The sequence below is a fragment of the Streptomyces albicerus genome, from assembly GCF_008905045.1.
Taxonomy (GTDB): domain Bacteria; phylum Actinomycetota; class Actinomycetes; order Streptomycetales; family Streptomycetaceae; genus Streptomyces; species Streptomyces albicerus.
The window spans coordinates 137,425-154,372 of record NZ_VWMY01000022.1 but is presented as its reverse complement, the minus strand read 5'-3'; the positions used below and the strand labels follow the sequence as shown (position 1 = coordinate 154,372).

At 71.3% G+C, this 16,948-nt stretch carries 15 protein-coding genes; 7 read left to right on the top strand and 8 right to left on the bottom strand.

Features of this window, described 5'->3' with window-relative positions; genetic code table 11:
* Positions 1–80: 80 nt before the first annotated feature.
* The 4 genes from GAS53_RS21460 to GAS53_RS21445 all read right to left on the bottom strand — a co-directional run bounded on the left by GAS53_RS21460 (position 81) and on the right by GAS53_RS21445 (position 5,991).
* Positions 81–1,127 (bottom strand): hypothetical protein, encoded by a 1,047-nt coding sequence (locus GAS53_RS21460; RefSeq protein WP_151479268.1) that lies wholly within the window; start codon positions 1,125–1,127, stop codon positions 81–83.
* 113 nt (positions 1,128–1,240) lie between these two features.
* Complete coding sequence (locus tag GAS53_RS21455; protein WP_151479267.1) at positions 1,241–4,063, bottom strand: helix-turn-helix transcriptional regulator; 2,823 nt, start codon at positions 4,061–4,063, stop codon at positions 1,241–1,243.
* Between the two features lie 226 nt (positions 4,064–4,289).
* Complete coding sequence (locus tag GAS53_RS21450) at positions 4,290–5,243, bottom strand: SDR family oxidoreductase (protein ID WP_151479266.1); 954 nt, start codon at positions 5,241–5,243, stop codon at positions 4,290–4,292.
* A gap of 1 nt (position 5,244) precedes the next feature.
* Positions 5,245–5,991: an SDR family oxidoreductase gene (locus GAS53_RS21445; protein WP_151479295.1), complete on the bottom strand. Its 747-nt coding sequence runs from the start codon at positions 5,989–5,991 to the stop codon at positions 5,245–5,247.
* Between the two features lie 147 nt (positions 5,992–6,138).
* On the opposite strand from GAS53_RS21445, the gene GAS53_RS21440 reads away from it, so the two are divergent.
* From GAS53_RS21440 to GAS53_RS21420, 5 genes are read left to right on the top strand one after another with little or no spacing between them, the layout of a single operon-like run.
* The gene (locus GAS53_RS21440; protein WP_151479265.1) at positions 6,139–6,894 is read left to right on the top strand and encodes an enoyl-CoA hydratase family protein; all 756 of its coding nucleotides are present in this window, start codon (positions 6,139–6,141) and stop codon (positions 6,892–6,894) included.
* On the top strand, positions 6,891–7,745 hold the full coding sequence (locus GAS53_RS21435; RefSeq protein ID WP_151479264.1) for a CoA transferase subunit A: 855 nt from the start codon (positions 6,891–6,893) through the stop codon (positions 7,743–7,745). Before GAS53_RS21440 ends, GAS53_RS21435 begins: the two co-directional genes overlap by 4 nt.
* On the top strand, positions 7,742–8,509 hold the full coding sequence (locus GAS53_RS21430; protein WP_151479263.1) for a CoA-transferase subunit beta: 768 nt from the start codon (positions 7,742–7,744) through the stop codon (positions 8,507–8,509). Before GAS53_RS21435 ends, GAS53_RS21430 begins: the two co-directional genes overlap by 4 nt.
* Complete coding sequence (locus tag GAS53_RS21425) at positions 8,509–9,573, top strand: NAD(P)H-dependent flavin oxidoreductase (RefSeq protein ID WP_151479262.1); 1,065 nt, start codon at positions 8,509–8,511, stop codon at positions 9,571–9,573. The genes GAS53_RS21430 and GAS53_RS21425 overlap by 1 nt, the downstream gene beginning before the upstream one ends.
* Positions 9,570–10,211, top strand: coding sequence for an SIMPL domain-containing protein (locus tag GAS53_RS21420; protein WP_151479261.1), 642 nt, complete (start codon positions 9,570–9,572; stop codon positions 10,209–10,211). Before GAS53_RS21425 ends, GAS53_RS21420 begins: the two co-directional genes overlap by 4 nt.
* A 100-nt stretch (positions 10,212–10,311) precedes the next feature.
* Here the strand turns inward: GAS53_RS21420 and GAS53_RS21415 are convergent, their stop codons facing one another.
* The 3 genes from GAS53_RS21415 to GAS53_RS21405 form a co-directional block, all read right to left on the bottom strand.
* Complete coding sequence (locus GAS53_RS21415) at positions 10,312–11,469, bottom strand: acetyl-CoA C-acetyltransferase (protein ID WP_151479260.1); 1,158 nt, start codon at positions 11,467–11,469, stop codon at positions 10,312–10,314.
* 33 nt (positions 11,470–11,502) lie between these two features.
* A complete protein-coding gene (locus GAS53_RS21410; protein ID WP_151479259.1) occupies positions 11,503–12,114 on the bottom strand; it encodes a TetR/AcrR family transcriptional regulator in 612 nt (203 codons plus the stop codon).
* Positions 12,115–12,210: 96 nt separating this feature from the next.
* Positions 12,211–12,996 (bottom strand): SDR family oxidoreductase, encoded by a 786-nt coding sequence (locus tag GAS53_RS21405; protein WP_151479258.1) that lies wholly within the window; start codon positions 12,994–12,996, stop codon positions 12,211–12,213.
* Between the two features lie 73 nt (positions 12,997–13,069).
* On the opposite strand from GAS53_RS21405, the gene GAS53_RS21400 reads away from it, so the two are divergent.
* Entirely contained in the window at positions 13,070–14,212 is a 1,143-nt protein-coding gene (locus GAS53_RS21400; RefSeq protein WP_151479294.1) for an acyl-CoA dehydrogenase family protein, read from the top strand.
* Positions 14,212–15,237, top strand: a complete 1,026-nt coding sequence (locus GAS53_RS21395; protein ID WP_151479257.1) for an acyl-CoA dehydrogenase family protein — start codon at positions 14,212–14,214, stop codon at positions 15,235–15,237. The genes GAS53_RS21400 and GAS53_RS21395 overlap by 1 nt, the downstream gene beginning before the upstream one ends.
* Here GAS53_RS21395 and qcrB read toward each other — a convergent pair.
* Positions 15,209–16,855, bottom strand: coding sequence for a cytochrome bc1 complex cytochrome b subunit (gene qcrB, locus GAS53_RS21390; RefSeq protein ID WP_151479256.1), 1,647 nt, complete (start codon positions 16,853–16,855; stop codon positions 15,209–15,211). The two genes, GAS53_RS21395 and qcrB, sit on opposite strands and share 29 nt — an antisense overlap.
* Between the last annotated feature and the right edge of the window lie 93 nt (positions 16,856–16,948).

Below are 16,948 nucleotides of genomic sequence, written 5' to 3'. Positions count from 1 at the left end.
CGTCCGTCTGTCCCGCTGACGGACGGCGGCCTTCCGGCCCCCGCATCCCCCGAGGTTGGACTGGTTCGTACGCCGGGCGGTCAGTCGTACATGCGCCAGTCGTACGTCAGTTGGTAGTGGCCCCCGTGTCCTTTGTAGTCGGCGATGGCCGGGGCCGTGAACGGTCGGCCCGCCCAGCGGCCGGTGAGTGCCGGGATGACCGCGCTGACGGTGACGGGCTTGAACACCTCGTCCCCGAACAGGCTCTTGAGCTGGTCGAAGACCCAGCCGACCGCCGCGCCGACGGCCATCCCGATGAGGATCCCGACGGGCCCGCCGGAGGCACCGATCGCGCCCCCGATGGCGGCGGCGAGGTAGGCGACGACCTTCTTCCTGACGAGGTCGAGCAGCGTGTTGACGTAGTCCGCGAGGCCGCCCCAGTCGACCTCCGCGAGCACCAGCGTGACGAAGTACGACTTCGGGTACGCCGTGCCCTCGTTGAGGTTGAACCAGTGGAACTGCCGCGGCGGGTCGTACACCTTGACGTCGCCGTCGTCGAAGCTGCGCACCTTGAACTGGCCGATCTTCAGCGTGTCGCCGCTCTCGTCCACGCTGGTCCCGGCGAGGTGGATCTCGTCGGAGCCCCACTCGGAGGTCTCGTCGACGCACTTGACCCGGTGGATGCGCAGTTCCAGCTTGTGCAGGGCGGCCGGTACGGCGGCCAGGCGCTGCGGGGCCGACTGCTCGGGGAGGAGAGAAGTCGGCAGCTTCCTGAGTTCGTCGGCCGGGAACTTCAGCCGCTCGGGGAAGCCGAGGCGTTTGACCTGTGTGTCCACCGACGTGGGTGAGCGCAGGTCGACACGGGCCAGGTCACCGAGGCGCCTGGCGCGTACGGCACCGGTCTTGAGGTCGGCGACGACCGCGGCCGCCGCCTTCTTCTTGCGGTCGTCGGTGAGGCTGTCGAAGCGCCGCGCGATCACGTGCTCGGCGGCTGTCCTGTCCGCGGGCAGCGGGTACTTGGCGGGCTCCGCGTGATGGGCGGCGACCTTGTCGGCGGCGACGTTGAGTTCCTGGACGACGCGCTCGGCCACGGCCCGCACTTTGGCGTGTGGGACGTCCGTCACCACACGATGAGTGTTCTCCGGCATTTCCGTTCATCCCCCGTTGGTTACTGCTCCCTTCGCGACCGTTTCCGCGAAGGTCCAACCGACGGTACGGACACGGGGGTTCGGGCGCCCCGGGGTGCGCCCCGGGGGAATCCCTAGGGTCCGGGCCCGTCGGCGGCCAGCGCCGCCGTGAGGCGCGTACGGGAGTCGACGCCGAGCTTGGGGTAGATCCGGCCGAGGTGGTACTCGACGGTCTTGACGCTGATGACGAGTTCCCGCGCCACCTGCCGGTTGGTGAGTCCGGAGGCGACCAGGCGGGCGACGGCCAGCTCCTGCGGCGTGAGCAGCGCCGCGCCGCGTGTCCGCGGCTCCCCCTCGGCGCCGGTCGCGAGTCCGCACGCCGCCAACTCCCGTTCGCAGCGCCCGAGATCGGGCGGCGCGTCGAGGCGTACGAGGAGGTCACGGGCCGTGCGCAGCTCCTCGCCCGCGCGGGTGCGGCGGCCCGCGCGGCGCAGGAACCCGCCGTACGCGAGGTGCAGCAGCGCCCGGTCGAAGGGCGCCTCGACGTGCGCGGCGTGCTTGAGTCCTGAGCGGAAGGCACGCTCGGCGGCCACGGTGTCGCCGCGCGCGGCCTCCAGGGTGCCGCGGGCGCGGGCGGCGGCGACGAGGGCGCCGTGGTGGCCGCGCTGGGTGGCGAGGACCTCGTACGGGGCGAGGGCCTGGGCGGCGCGCTTCTCGTCGCCGAGGGCGGCCCAGGCCTCCGCGAGCAGGTCAGCCCAGGGGAAGGTGCCGGGCTCCTCCAGGTCGCCGCGTGGGGCGAGTGCGAGCAGCGGTTCCAGGGCGGTGACGACCTCCTCGGGCCGGCCCTGGGCGCGGGCGAGGTGGGCCTCGGCGAGTGCGGCCCACAGGGCGGGGTTCACATGGCCGCCGGCCGCGTAGACGCGGGCCACGCGCGCGTGTGCCTGCGCTTTGGTGAACGCGCCCCGCGCGGCGTGCACCTGGGCGGCGAGCATCCGGCAGTACAGGGCGATGTGCGGCTGGTCGGTGTCGGCGGCCAGGGACAGGGCGAGATCGGTGTGGACGATCGCGTCGTCCCAGCGGCCCGCGCGGTACTCGGCGGAGGCGAGCGCGGTCGCGGCGACCACCCGGAAGGAGGCCGCGCGCCGGTGGCAGGCGCCGAAGACGCCGCTCAGGTCCCGTACGGCGCCGGTGAGATCGCCGGTCCACTCGCGCAGGGTGCCGCGGCCGAGCAGTTCCTCCAGCTGGGCGGGCGTGGCGAGCGCCGGGTCGGGCAGCGGGCCCAGCCCGTCGAGCACTTCCGGGGCCCGGCCGCTCATGGCGAGGCCGCTGAGGCGCAGGTAGCGGATCATGTCGGTGGCGGTGTCGTCGGGTGCGAGCCGCAGCGCGAGGTCGGCCCACTCGGCCATCTCGGCGCCGTGCGACATGCTGCCGTGCAGCGCGGCGAACTGGCCCGCGATCCGCGCCCCGAGGACGGGGTCGGTCGCCGGGTCGCACCGGTGCCAGGCGTCCGTGAGCAGCGCCTCCGCCCGGTCCAGGTCGTACAGGCTCAGCCGGCCGAGCAGATAGCTGCGCCAGCCGCCGGGCGTGAACTGCGCGATCCGCTGGGCGACTTCACCCATGTCCGGTACGTCTCCGGCGAGCAGGGCGCACTCGACGGCCTCGAGGGTGTGCTGCTCGTACGCCGTCGGGTCCGCGCTCAGCCGGGCGGCGGCCGTCAGCTGTCCCGCTGCGTTCGCCCAGGCGCCGTCGGCGGCGAACCTCCGTCCCAGGGAGGCGAGTGCGGCGGCGAGCTCCGGATCGGGGCCGGTGGCGGCGAGCGCCCGGTGGCGCAGCCGCTGCGCCTCGTCCCGTACGGTGCGGGCGGCGCGCAGATGCAGGGCGGCTCGGCGGGACGGGCCGAGCTGGTGGTAGACGGCGGCGTGCACGAGAGGGTGCGGGAAGCGGACCACCGGGTCGCCGGGCGCCTCGGTCAACAGGCCTGTGTGGACGGCCTCTTCGAGTGCCGTGAGGACATCCGAACCGCGGCGTTCCTCGTCGAGCAGGTCCTCGTCGGCGACCTCCCAGGCATCGGCCGGCGCACAGTGCGCACCGAGTACCGCGGCCGCGCAGACCAGGGCGTCGGCGGCCGGTGAGCAGGCGGCGAGCTTCGCCAGCACGAGCGCCGTGAACGACTTGGGCGCGGGCGGCGTCACCTCGGGCTCCCCGAGCGCCTCCAGCAGTCCCGCGCCTTCCTGTTCCAGGAGTGCCTTGACGTGGAGGGGGTTGCCTGCAGTGTGCTCGTGCAGCCGCGCGGCGACCCGCGCGGTGAGTCCCCGTACGCCCAACTCCCCACTGAGTTCCGCCAGTTCCGCGGGCTCGAGCCCGTCGAGCCGTACCCGCACCGCGTCGTCGGCCGTGAACAGCCTGCGCAGCCCGGCGGGCAGCCGCGCGTCCTCGACGTCCCGTACGACGAGGAGCACGAGCACGCGATCGGCCCGCAGCCGGCGTACGGCGAAGGCGAGGGCTTGGAGGGAGGGGTGGTCGGCCCATTGGGCGTCGTCGAGGACGAGGGCGACGGGGATTTCGGTGCCCGGAGACCCACCCGACCCCTGTGTCTCGTCCAGCACTTCCAGCAGCTCCGCTCCCGCCGCGTGCGCGTCCGCCCAACGCCCGCCGCCACCACTGCTGCCACTGCTGCCACTGCTGCCACTGCTGCCACTGCTGCCACTAGAGGTATCGCTGTTGGGATCGCCTCGGCCCAGCAACTGCTCCAGCGCTCCGAACGCCAGCTCCGACTCGGCCTCCTCGCCCGCCCCGTACACGACGTGCGCGTCGTCGCGCAGGAAGCGGCGTACCAGGGCCGTCTTGCCGATGCCCGCCGGGCCCTCGACGAGCACGCGTTGAGGGTGTCCCGCGCGGGCGCCCTCGCGCGCGGCCGCGAGGAGCGCGAGGCTGTCCGCTCGCCCGACGAACTCCACCTGAGCCACCTCCCCGCCCGGCCCGCCCTGCTGGGCATCCTCGCGAGCGAAGGGCGCCGGGTCCAGCGTTCGGCCTCCTGAGCAGGTCCGGTGAAATCCGGTCCGTCACGGCAGCGCCCCAAAGGGGCGCGGGGAACTGCGCGACCAGCCACGACGGCGCCGCAGACGATCGACGGCACATCGCGACACTTCCAGCGGAGCGCTCACGTGTCGTACGCCGATCGCACTACTGCGCTCCATACACCGGCTGGGGCACCTCCGCCTCCGCGAGCAGTTTGAGTGCCGTGTCCCCGGCCTCGTACGGAGTCCACCGCGCCCCCTTGTCGACACTCGGGCCGGGCCGCCAGCCCTCCATGACCGTGATACGGCCGCCGTCGGCCTCGAAGACCCGGCCGGTCACCCCGGCGCTCGCGGCGGAGCCGAGCCAGACGACGAGCGGCGACACGTTCTCGGGGGCCATCGCGTCGAAGCCGCTGCCGGGTGCCGCCATCGTGTCCGCGAAGGTGGCCTCGGTCATCCGGGTCCGCGCGGCCGGCGCAATGGCGTTGACCTGCACCCCGTAGCGCGCCATCTCGGCGGCGGCGACCAGGGTGAGTCCGACGATCCCGGCCTTGGCCGCGCTGTAGTTCCCCTGCCCGACGGACCCCGACAGCCCTGCTCCGGAGCTGGTGTTGACGACCCGCGCCTGCGGCGTGCGGCCTGCCTTCGCCTCCGCCCGCCAGTGCGCGGCGGCGTGCTTCAACGGCAGGAAGTGCCCCTTCAGGTGGACGCGCATGACGGCGTCCCAGTCGTCCTCGTCGAGGTTCACCAGCATCCGGTCGCGCAGGAACCCGGCGTTGTTGACGAGGGTGTCGAGCCGTCCGAAGGCGTCCACGGCCGTGCGTACGAGGGACGCGGCGCCCTCGGTCGTCGCGATGTCCCCACCGTGCGCGACCGCCTCACCGCCCACCGCCGTGATCTCCTCGACGACCTGCCGGGCCGGGCTGTCGGGTCCGGGCGAACCGTCGAGCCCGACCCCCAGGTCGTTGACGACGACTCGCGCCCCCTCGGCCGCGAACGCGAGCGCGTGCGTCCGCCCGAGCCCGCGTCCCGCACCCGTGACGATCACGACCCGGCCGTCGCAGATTCCGGTCCTTCCGGCGGTTTCGGCGGTTCCGGTGCTTCCGGTGCTTCCGGTCATGTCACTTCTCCTTGTTGGCTTCCTTGTTGACGGTCGCCGCGTCCAGGAAGGCGAGCCGTTCGCCGCCGCCGTGCACCTGGAGGCTGGCCCCGGTGATGTACGCGGCGGCGTCCGAGGCGAGGAAGACGGCCGCTCTGCCGACGTCCGAGGGCTCGGCGAGCCGCCCGAGCGGGACGGTGCGGGAGACGGCCGCGATGCCGTCCTCGCCGCCGTAGTGGAGGTGGGACAGCTCGGTGCGGACCATCCCGACGACGAGCGTGTTGACCCGCACGTCCGGCGCCCACTCCACGGCCATCGAGCGCGCCAGGTTCTCCAGGCCCGCCTTGGCCGCCCCGTAGGCCGCGGTGCCGGGCGAGGGCCGGGTCCCGCTCAGGCTGCCGATCATCACGACGGATCCCCGGGCGCGCTTCAGATGCTCGTACGCCGCGAGGGACGCCGCCAGCGGGGCGGTGAGGTTGAGCTCGATCACGCGCGCGTGCCGCTCGGCGTCCGCCTCCGCGAGCAGCCGGTAGGGGGCGCCGCCCGCGTTGTTGACCAGGACGTCGAGCCTGGGCAAGCCGTCGAAGAAGGCGTGCACGGCCGGTGGGTCCCGCAGATCGAGGGGGACGAACTCGGCGCCCTCGACCGGCACGTCGGGCGGCCGGCGCGCACAGACCACGACCTCGGCGCCCACTTCGGCGAACGCCCGGGCGATCCCGGCGCCGACACCCCGGGTCCCGCCCGTGACGACCACGAGCCGCTTGTCCACAAGCTCGTCCGACCGCTCGTCCGACCGAATGTCCGACTGATTGTCCGGCCGCTTGTCCACAGGGCCTCCCGCTCGGCGGTGTTCGCTGTTACCTTCACATCAGATCGCACCTAACAAACGTTTGGTGGAAAGGTAGCTGATGCGTCCATGGGTGTCTCCACCTCGTCCCCGGAAAAGGGGATTTCCGTCGTCACGGTCGACTTCCCGCCCGTGAACGCACTGCCGGTGCGCGGCTGGTTCGAGCTGGCCGACGCCCTGCGCGCGGCGGGCCGCGACGCCGAGGTCCGCTGTGTGGTGCTGGCCGCCGAGGGGCGGGGGTTCAACGCGGGCGTGGACATCAAGGAGATACAGCGGGAGGGCGGAAGCGCTCTGCTCGGTGCCAACAGCGGTTGCGCCGAGGCCTTCGCCGCCGTGTACGAGTGCGAGGTGCCCGTGGTGGCGGAGGTGCACGGGTTCTGTCTGGGCGGCGGGATAGGCCTGGTGGGCAACGCGGACGCGATCGTGGCAAGTGACGATGCCGTGTTCGGTCTGCCCGAGCTGGACCGGGGCGCGCTGGGCGCGGCCACACACCTGGCCCGGCTGGTGCCGCAGCACCTGATGCGCGCTCTGTACTACACGTCGCGCACGGCGACCGCCGCCGAGCTGCACCGTCACGGGTCGGTGTGGCGGGTCGTTCCGCGCGACGAACTGCGCTCCGCCGCGCTGGAGCTGGCCCGCGAGATCGCCGCGAAGGACGGCCGGCTGATCCGCCTCGCCAAGGCCGCCATCAACGGCATCGACCCCGTCGACGTGCGCCGCAGCTACCGCTTCGAGCAGGGGTTCACATTCGAGGCCAACCTCGCCGGGGTGGCGGACCGGGTCCGCGACACCTTCGGCCAGGACAGCAGGGAGGACTCCCGGTGACCGACAAGACGATGACGCCCGAGGACGTCGTCTCGCGGCTGCGCAGCGAGATGACCCTCGGCATCGGCGGCTGGGGCTCCCGCCGCAAGCCGATGGCCCTCGTACGAGCACTGCTCCGCTCGGAGCTCACCGATCTCACGGTCGTGTCGTACGGCGGCCCGGACGTCGGGATGCTCGCCGCGGCCGGGAAGATCCGCAAGCTCGTCGCGGCCTTCGTCACGCTCGACTCGATCCCCTTGGAGCCGCACTTCCGTGCGGCCCGGCAGAGCGGGGCCTTCGAGCTGATGGAGGTCGACGAGGCGATGTTCATGTGGGGGCTGCACGCCGCCGCGAACCGGCTGCCCTTCATACCGGTCCGGGCCGGCATCGGCTCCGACGTGATGCGGGTCAATCCTGGCCTGCGGACGGTCACTTCGCCGTACGAGGACGAGGCGACCGGGATCCGCGAGACCTTCGTCGCCATGCCGGCGCTGCGCATGGACGCGGCGCTGGTCCACGTCAACCGCGCGGACCGCTCCGGCAACGGCCAGTATCTGGGCCCGGACCCGTACTTCGACGACCTCTTCTGCGAGGCCGCGGACCATGCGTACGTCTCCTGCGAGCGGCTCGTGGACCGCTTCGACGACGCCGTGCCACAGACCCTCCTCGTCAACCGGCACTCGGTCACGGGAGTCGTGGAGACGCCGAACGGCGCGCACTTCACCTCCTGCGTCCCCGACCACGACCGCGACGAGCCCTTCCAGAAGCTGTACGCGTCGACGCCGTGGCCCGAGTTCGCCGAGCGGTTCCTGTACGGGGACGAGAAGGCCTACCAGTCGGCCGTACAGGCCTGGCACGAGGAGCGGCGATGAGCCCAGCCACGAACACCGTCACCCGCACCCCCCTCCTCCCGCCCACCCGCGCCGAGTACTGCGTGATCGCCTGCGCCGAGGCATGGCGGGACAACGGGGAGGTGCTCGCCAGTCCGATGGGCGCCGTCCCGTCCGTCGGCGCCCGGCTCGCCAGGCGGACCTTCGCCCCCGAGCTCCTCCTCACCGACGGCGAGGCGATGCTGGTCGGCCCGGACGGCAGCCCCGAAGGCTGGCTGCCGTACCGCAGGCACCTCACGATGGTCACCGGCGGCCGACGCCACGTGATGATGGGCGCGAGCCAGATCGACCGCTTCGGCAACCAGAACATCTCCTGCATCGGCGACTGGGAGCGGCCCACGCGACAGCTGCTCGGAGTGCGCGGCGCACCGGTCAACACCTTGAACAATCCGACCAGTTACTGGATACCGAGGCATTCGACGCGGGTGTTCGTCGAGAAGGTCGACATGGTGTGCGGGGTCGGGTACGACCGGGTGGCCGAGCACCCGGGGGCGGCTCGCTTCCACCGCATCCCCCGCGTCGTCTCGGACCTCGGTGTCTTCGACTTCGCCACGCCGGACCACTCGATGCGGCTGGCGTCGCTGCACCCGGGCGTCACGGTCGAGGAGGTGAGGGAGGCGACGGGCTTCGAGCTGACGATCCCCGACGAGGTCCCGAGCACGCGTGAACCGTCCCCGGCCGAGCTGGAGTTGATCCGCGAGGTCATCGACCCACAGGGGCTGCGCGATCGCGAGGTCAAAGGCTGATGGAGACCGCGCTCACGAAACTCGTCGGCGTCCGGCACCCGATCGTGCAGACCGGGATGGGCTGGGTGGCGGGCCCGCGCCTGGTCTCCGCGACGGCGAACGCGGGGGCGCTGGGCATCCTGGCCTCCGCGACCATGACACTCGACCAGCTGCGGGCGGCGATACGGGAGGTCACGTCCCGTACGGACGCGCCGTTCGGCGTGAATCTGCGTGCCGACGCGGGAGACGCCCGCGACCGCGTACGCGTGATCGTCGAGGAGGGTGTGCGGGTCGCCTCCTTCGCGCTCGCGCCCTCCCGCGAGCTGATCGCCGAGCTCAAGGACGCGGGCGTCGTCGTCATCCCGTCGATCGGTGCCCGCCGCCATGCCGAGAAGGTCGCGGCCTGGGGCGCGGACGCGGTGATCGTGCAGGGCGGCGAGGGCGGCGGCCACACCGGTGAGGTGGCGACCACGGTCCTCCTCCCCCAGGTTGTGGACGCCGTCGACATACCCGTCGTCGCCGCGGGCGGCTTCTTCGACGGCCGCGGCCTGGTCGCGGCACTCGCGTACGGCGCCGCGGGCATCGCCATGGGCACGCGTTTCCTGCTCACCTCCGACTCGACGGTGCCGGACGCGGTGAAGGCCAGATACCTCGCGGCGACGGTGAAGGACGTGACAGTGACGACAGCCGTGGACGGCCTGCCCCACCGCATGCTCCGTACGGACCTGGTCACCTCCCTTGAGGGAGCGGGCCGTACGAGGACCCTGACCCGAGCGGTACGCAGAGCAGCCGGCTTCCGCAGACTCTCGGGCCTCACCTGGCCCCAGATGATCCGCGACGGCCTGGCCATGAAGCACGGCAAGAACCTCTCCTGGAGCCAGGTCCTGCTGGCCGCCAACACCCCCATGCTCCTGCGGGCATCGATGGTCGAGGGGCGTACGGATCTCGGCGTGATGGCGTCGGGTCAGGTGGCGGGCGTGATCGAGGACCTGCCGTCGTGCGCGGAGCTGGTGGAACGCGTGATGGCCGAGGCCCGGGAAACCCTGGGCGGGCTGCCACTGCCGGGTGCTTCAATGCCGGGATGACCGAGTCGATCAAAGAGCCCTGGGGGCTCAGTGTTTTCGGAGCCGGAAGTGTGCGCGTCGAGCCCCAGCTGGTGCGGGTGAAGCTGGCGGTGGATGTACTGGAGCCCTCTCCCGACCGGGCGTTCCAGGAGGCGGGCACCGCGGTGACACGACTGCGCGAGGCCCTGCGCCTGCACGGGATACCGGACGCGTCGGTATCCGGTTCCCGCCTCAAGCTCAGCTCGGACTACGACGGTTACGGCAGCGACCGCAAGTTCCGCGGCTATCGCTGCAAGGCCTCGTACTCCGTGGAGACGGAGGCGCTGGACGATCTGCAGCAGCTCATCGTGGACGCGGTCGACGCGGGTGCGCACCACATCGAAAGCGTCGAGTTCGATGTGCACGACAAGCCCGCGCTGCGGGACGAGGCCCGGCGCAAGGCGGTGGCCGCGGCCCGCCGCAAGGCCGAGGTCTACACAGAGGCGGCGGGTGTCCCGCTCGGCCCGGTGCTCCACATCCAGGACGTGGACTCCGAGTCCTGGGAATTCAGCAACTACCGAGGCCACGGCGGCGGAGGCGGCAACTCCGCCGGCGACCTGGCACCCGGGATGGTGGAGGTCTCGGCGGGAGTGGTGCTGGGCTTCTCACTGGGCCACTGACACGAGAACGCTCCGCGCGACGGCCGCGGAGCTGGGGCGCCCCTTTAGGGGCGCGGGGAACTGCGCGACCAGCCCCCACCGACCCGCAGCCGAAAACGACCTACAGCCGCTCAACAATCGTCACGTTCGCCTGCCCCCCACCCTCACACATCGTCTGCAACCCGAACCGCCCCCCAGTCCGCTCCAGCTCATGCACAAGCGTGGTCATCAACTTCACCCCGGTCGCGCCCAGCGGATGCCCAAGAGCAATCGCACCCCCATTGACGTTGACCCTGTCAGGATCCGCCCCGGTCTCCTTCAACCACGCAAGAACAACAGGCGCGAACGCCTCATTGATCTCGACAAGATCCATCTCACCGATCGACATCCCGGCCTTCTTCAAGGCATACGCGGTGGCAGGAATCGGCGCCGAAAGCATCCGTATCGGATCCTCCCCCCGCACGGACAAGTGATGAACCCGCGCCCGAGGCGTGAGCCCGTGCTCACGAACAGCCCGCTCGGAGGCGAGCAGCATCGCGGCCGCGCCGTCGGACACCTGCGAGGAACAGGCAGCGGTGATGGTGCCGCCCTCGACCACCGGCTTCAGCCCGGCCATCTTCTCCAGCGACGTGTCCCGCCGAGGCCCCTCGTCGACCGCGACGTCCCCGAACGGCACGATCTCCCGCTCGAAACGCCCCTCGTCGATCGCCCGGAGCGCCCGCTGGTGCGACCGCAACGCGAACTCCTCCTGGTCCCGCCGGCTGATCCCCCACTTCTCGGCGATCAACTCGGCTCCGTGGAACTGGTTGACGGGCCGGTCCCCGTACCGCGCCCGCCACCCCTCGCTGCCCGCGAACGGCCCCTCCGTGAGCCCCAGCGGCTCGGCGGCCTGACGGGAGGCGAAGGCGATGGGGATCTGGGTCATGTTCTGGACGCCGCCCGCGACCACCAGGTCCTGCGTGCCGGACAGCACGCCCTGCGCGGCGAAGTGCACGGCCTGCTGCGAGGACCCGCACTGCCGGTCGATCGTCACCCCGGGCACCTCCTCGGGCAGCCCGGCGGCCAGCCAGCAGGTCCGGGCGATGTCGCCGGCCTGCGGCCCCACGGTGTCCAGACACCCGAACACGACGTCCTCGACGGCGGCCGGGTCGACACCGGAACGCGCGACCAGGGCCTTCAGCACATGCGCGCCCAGGTCGGCCGGGTGCACCCCGCTCAGACCGCCCTTCCGACGCCCCACGGGCGTACGGACCGCTTCGACGATGTAGGCCTCGGCCATGACGACTCCTCGGACTCCTCGGTGAGTGGTGAGTTACGTACGTACGGCGATTCCGTCGAGGACCATCGACAGATACTGCCGGGCGATCTCCTCCGGGCTGTGCTGTCCGCCGGGCCGGTACCAGGACGCGGCGACCCACACGGTGTCGCGCACGAACCGGTAGGTGAGCCGGATGTCGAGGTCGTCCCGGAAGACCTCGGCGGCCACTCCCCGCTCCAGCGTGGACAGCCACGCCTTCTCGAACTTGCGCTGCGAATCGGCGAGGAACGCGAACCGCTCCTGCGCCACGAGGTGCTTGGACTCCTTCTGGTAGATCGCGACGGCCGCACGATGCCGGTCGATCTCCCGGAAGGACTCGGTGACCAGGGCCTCCAGCGTCTCGCGCGGACCGAGCTCGGCGTCCAGGACGGCGTCGTACCCGTCCCAGAGCTCGTCCAGGAAGGTCCGCAGGATCTCCTCCAGCATCGATTCCTTGGAGTCGAAGTGGTAGTAGAGGCTGCCCGCGAGCATGCCCGCGTGGTCCGCGATCTTGCGGACGGTGGTGGCGTTGTAGCCCTGCTCGGCGAAGACCTCGGCGGCGGTGCCGAGGAGTTCACGGCGCCGCTCGGGCGAGGCGGTCACCTGGGGCTTCTTCTTGGTAGGCACGGCTCCATTGTTGTCGCGCCCCGCAAGGGGCGCGAGGAACTGCTCGACCAGCCACGACGGACCCGCAGGTCCATGACCACACCTCCCGCGGAGCGCTCACGCATGCTGGCTGCTCACGGAGACGACCTCGCCGGTCATGTACGAGGAGTAACCGGACGCGAGGAACACGATCACGTTGGCCACCTCCCACGGCTCGGCGTACCGCCCGAAGGCCTCGCGGGCGGTCAGCTCCTCCAGCAGTTCGGGAGTTGTCACCTTCACCAGGTGCGGATGCATGGCGAGACTCGGCGACACGGCGTTGACCCGCACCCCGAACCCGGCCGCCTCCATCGCCGCGCACCGCGTCAGCGCCATCACGCCCGCCTTCGCCGCCGCGTAGTGCGCCTGCCCGGCCTGGGCGCGCCAGCCGACGACCGAGGCGTTGTTCACGATCACGCCGCCGTGCCCGCCCTCGCGGAAGGCCCGCAAGGCCGCGCGCGTGCATCGGAAGGTCCCGTTCAGCGTCACGTCGAGCACCCTCGACCACTGCTCGTCGGTCATGTCGACGAGGTCCGAAGTCCCGCCCAGACCGGCGTTGTTGACGACGATGTCCAGCCGCCCGTGCAGCCGCAGGGCCGCATCGAAGAGCGCCTGCACCTGCGCCTCGTCGGTGACGTCACAAGCGAGCGCCGCGACACCCTCGAAGTCCGCGGCCAGCTCTCCTTCGTACTCCTTCAGCCGCCGCGCGTGCGCGTCGCTGATCAGCACGCGCGCGCCCTCCTCCAGGAAGCGGCGGGCCGTGGCCCCGCCGATCCCCGCGCCGGCGGCGGCCGTGATGACGGCCGTACGCCCCTTCAGCAGCTCGTGCCCGGGCACGTACGCCGGACCCTCGACGTCTGTCATGACCTCACGCTAACCTACCAAACACTTGTTAGGGAAGGCCGTTTCGCTTCGAGGAGCTTCGAGGAAGGTGACCGTGGACCTCACCCACTCCCCCGCCGACGAGGCGTTCCGCGCCGAGGCCAGGGCCTGGCTCGACGCGCACGTACCGGCCGAGCCGCTGCCCTCCCTGGAGACCGAGGAGGGCTTCGCGGCCCACCGTGCCTGGGAGGCCGAACTCGCCGCGGACCGCTGGTCGGTGGTGTCCTGGCCGACCGCGTACGGAGGCCGGGAGTCGGGGCTCGTACGGTGGCTGATCTTCGAGGAGGAGTACTACGCGGCGGGCGCCCCCGGCCGGGTCGGCCAGAACGGCATCAATCTCCTCGCGCCGACCCTCTTCGACCACGGCACCGAGGAGCAGCGGGCCCGCGTCCTGCCGCCGATGGCCACCGGCGAGGTCGTCTGGGCGCAGGCCTGGTCCGAGTCCGAGGCGGGATCCGATCTGGCCTCGCTCAGGTCCAGGGCGGTGCGTACGGACGGCGGCTGGCGCTTGAGCGGGCAGAAGACGTGGTCGTCGCGGGCCGCGTTCGCCGACCGCGCGTTCGGCCTGTTCCGCAGCGAGCCGGATACCCCGAAGCCCCACCAGGGCCTCACCTACCTGATGTTCGACCTGCGCGCGCCCGGCGTGACGGTCCGCCCCATCGGCCGCCTGGACGGGAAACCGGCCTTCGCCGAACTCTTCCTGGACGAGGTGTACGTCCCCGACGAGGACGTGATCGGCGAGCCCGGCCAGGGCTGGCGGGTCGCCATGTCGACAGCGGGCAACGAACGCGGTCTCACCCTCCGCTCGCCCGGCCGCTTCCTGGCATCGGCCGACCGCCTGGCCGCGCTCTGGCGCGAGCGCGGCCGGGACCCGTTCACCCGCGACCGGGTGGCCGACGCGGTGATCGGCGCCCGCGCCTACCAGCTCTTCACCTACGCGGGCGCCTCGCGCTTCCTCGACGGCGAGCCCATCGGTCCGGAGTCCAGCCTGAACAAGGTCTTCTGGTCCGAGTACGACATCGCGCTGCACGAGACGGCGCTCGATCTGCTGGGCGAGGAGGGGGAGTTGGCGGACGACGGCGGCTGGGCCGAGGGGTGGGTCTTCTCCCTCGCCGGCCCCATCTACGCGGGCACGAACGAGATCCAGCGCGACATCATCGCCGAGCGTCTGCTCGGCCTGCCGAAGGGACGGCGCTGATGCGCTTCCTCCTGGACGACGAACAGCGCGCCTTCGCCCACTCCCTGGACGCCCTGCTGACCGCGGCGGACACACCCTCGGTCGTACGGTCCTGGAGCGCCGGGGACCATACGGCCGGGCGCGCGCTGTGGTCCCGTATCGCCGACGCGGGGGTGTTCGCGCTCGCGGTTCCCGAGGCGTACGAGGGTGTCGGTCCGCTTCCCGTCGAACTGGCCGTCGCCTTCGTGGAGTTGGGGCGGCACGCGGTGCCCGGGCCGTTGGTGGAGACGGTGGCGGCGGCCGCGCTGCTGACCGAGCCGGGCCTGGCGAAACGGTTCCTGCCGGGGCTGGCCTCCGGGGAGGCGATCGCGACGGTGGCCCTGGACGGCTCGTACGCGCTGGACGGAGACGCGGCGACGGTCCTGCTGGCCGTCGACGGCGACGGCGACGGCAATGGCAATGGCGGCGGCGACGGCGAGTTGAGACTCGCTCACGGGCACGGCCCGGTGCGTACGTCCATGGATCCGGCCCGGCGGCTCACCCGACTGGAAGCGGGCGGCGAGGTCCTCGCCACCTCGGTGACCGCCGGCCAGGCCCTCGTCCGGGCGCGGCTCGCCACCGCCGCCCAGGCCCTCGGTGTGGGACTCGCCCTCCTGGACAGGACCGTGGCGTACGTCAGGCAGCGCAGCCAGTTCGGCGTTCCCGTGGGGTCGTTCCAGGCGGTCAAGCACCGGCTGGCCGACGCGAAGATCGCGTTGGAGTTCGCGCGGCCGCTGCTCTTCGGTGCCGCGCTCTCGATGGATCCGGCGGACGTGGCCGCCGCCAAGGTCACGGCCTGCGAGGCGGCGTACAGGACGGCCCGCACGGCGCTGCAGTTGCACGGCGCGATCGGCTACACCGCGGAGTACGACCTGTCCTTGTGGCTGACCAAGGCCCGTGCGCTGCGCACCGCTTGGGGCACCCCGAGCGAATGCCGGGAGCTGGTGCTCAGTGGCAGTGCCCGTGGCGGCAGTGCCCTCAGTGGTGGTGTTCTTCGCTGCTCGTGAGCTCGCGGTACTCCTCGACGGTGGGCTTGGGGATGTACGTCTTCTGCCCGTACATGACCCGGGCGAGCCGCGCCCGCAGCCGCTGGGACGGCTTGGCCTTCCGCTCGACACCGTTCGCGTCGACCAGCGGGCCCACCTCGTAGGGCGGGGCATGCTCGTGCTGGGTGAGGGTGAACAGCGCCTCCTGGGTGAGGGGTTCGTGCACCTCGATGAACTCGCCGTGCGGCAGCCGTTTGATGGTGCCGGACTCGCGCCCGTGCAGCACCTTGGCCCGGTCGCGGCGTTGGAGCCCCAGGCAGATCCGTTTCGTGATCATGAAGGCGATGACCGGCACCGCGAAGAACGCGATCCGTACGAACCAGGTGATCGCGTTGATCGACAGGTGCAGATGCGTGGCGACGATGTCGTTGCCACCGCCGATCAGCAGCACCCCGTACAGACTCAGCCAGGCCACGCCGAGTCCGGTGCGCGTGGGCACGTTGCGGGGCCGGTCCAGGATGTGGTGCTCGCGTTTGTCGCCGGTGATCCATGCCTCGATGAACGGGTACACGCCGATCGCCAGCATGATCAGCGGGAAGAGCGAGAAGGGGATGAAGACGCCCAGCGCCAGGGTGTGGCCGAAGGCGTTGATCTCCCATCCCGGCATCACCCGGATCAGCCCCTCGGAGAAGCCGAGGTACCAGTCGGGCTGGGCGCCCGTGCCGACCATGTCCGCGCGGTAGGGGCCGATGGCCCAGACGGGGTTGATCGTCGCGAGAGCACCCATCACCGACAGCACACCGAAGACCAGGAAGAAGAAGCCGCCCGCCTTGGCCATGTAGACCGGCATGAACGGCATGCCGACCACGGACTTCTGGTCGCGTCCTGGCCCGGGGTACTGCGTGTGCTTGTGGTAGAAGACCAGGATCAGATGGGCGACGACCAGACCGAGCATGATCCCGGGCAGCAGGAGGATGTGGATCGGGTACAGCCGGGAGATGATGTCGTGCCCCGGGAACTCTCCGCCGAAAAGGAAGAAGGAGAGATACGTGCCCACGACCGGCACGGAGAGGATCGCGCCCTGCGCGAAGCGGATGCCGGTGCCGGAGAGCAGGTCGTCGGGGAGCGAGTAGCCGGTCAGCCCGGTGATGATCCCGAGGAACAGCAGCGTCCAGCCGAACAGCCAGTTGATCTCGCGCGGCTTGCGGAACGCGCCGGTGAAGAAGATGCGCATCATGTGGATGAGCATCCCGGCGACGAACACGACCGCCGCCCAGTGGTGGATCTGCCTTATGAGGAGTCCGCCGCGCACGTCGAAGCTGATCTCCAGCGTGGACTCGAACGCCCTGGTCATCAGGATGCCGTTCAGCGGCTCGTACGAACCGTTGTAGACGACCTCGGTGGCGCTCGGCTCGAAGAACAGCGTGAGGTAGACACCCGTGAGGATCAGGATGATGAAGGTGTAGAGGCAGATCTCGCCCAGCATGAAGGACGGGTGGTCCGGGAACACCTTGCGCATCTGGGACTTGGCCAGCCCGTAGATCCCGAGCCGCCCGTCGGCCCAGTCCGCCAGCCGCTCGCCCTTGCCCGTCTGTGGCGGCCGTCCGCTCCGTCCAGCCGCCGCCGCTCGCGCGTCCATACGTGGCCTTCCCCTCGGCTCCACCTCAGGGTGGCACGAGGGCCTTACTAAGCCAACGGGGCGCTCCGCGGGTTCAGCGGGTTGGGGGTACGG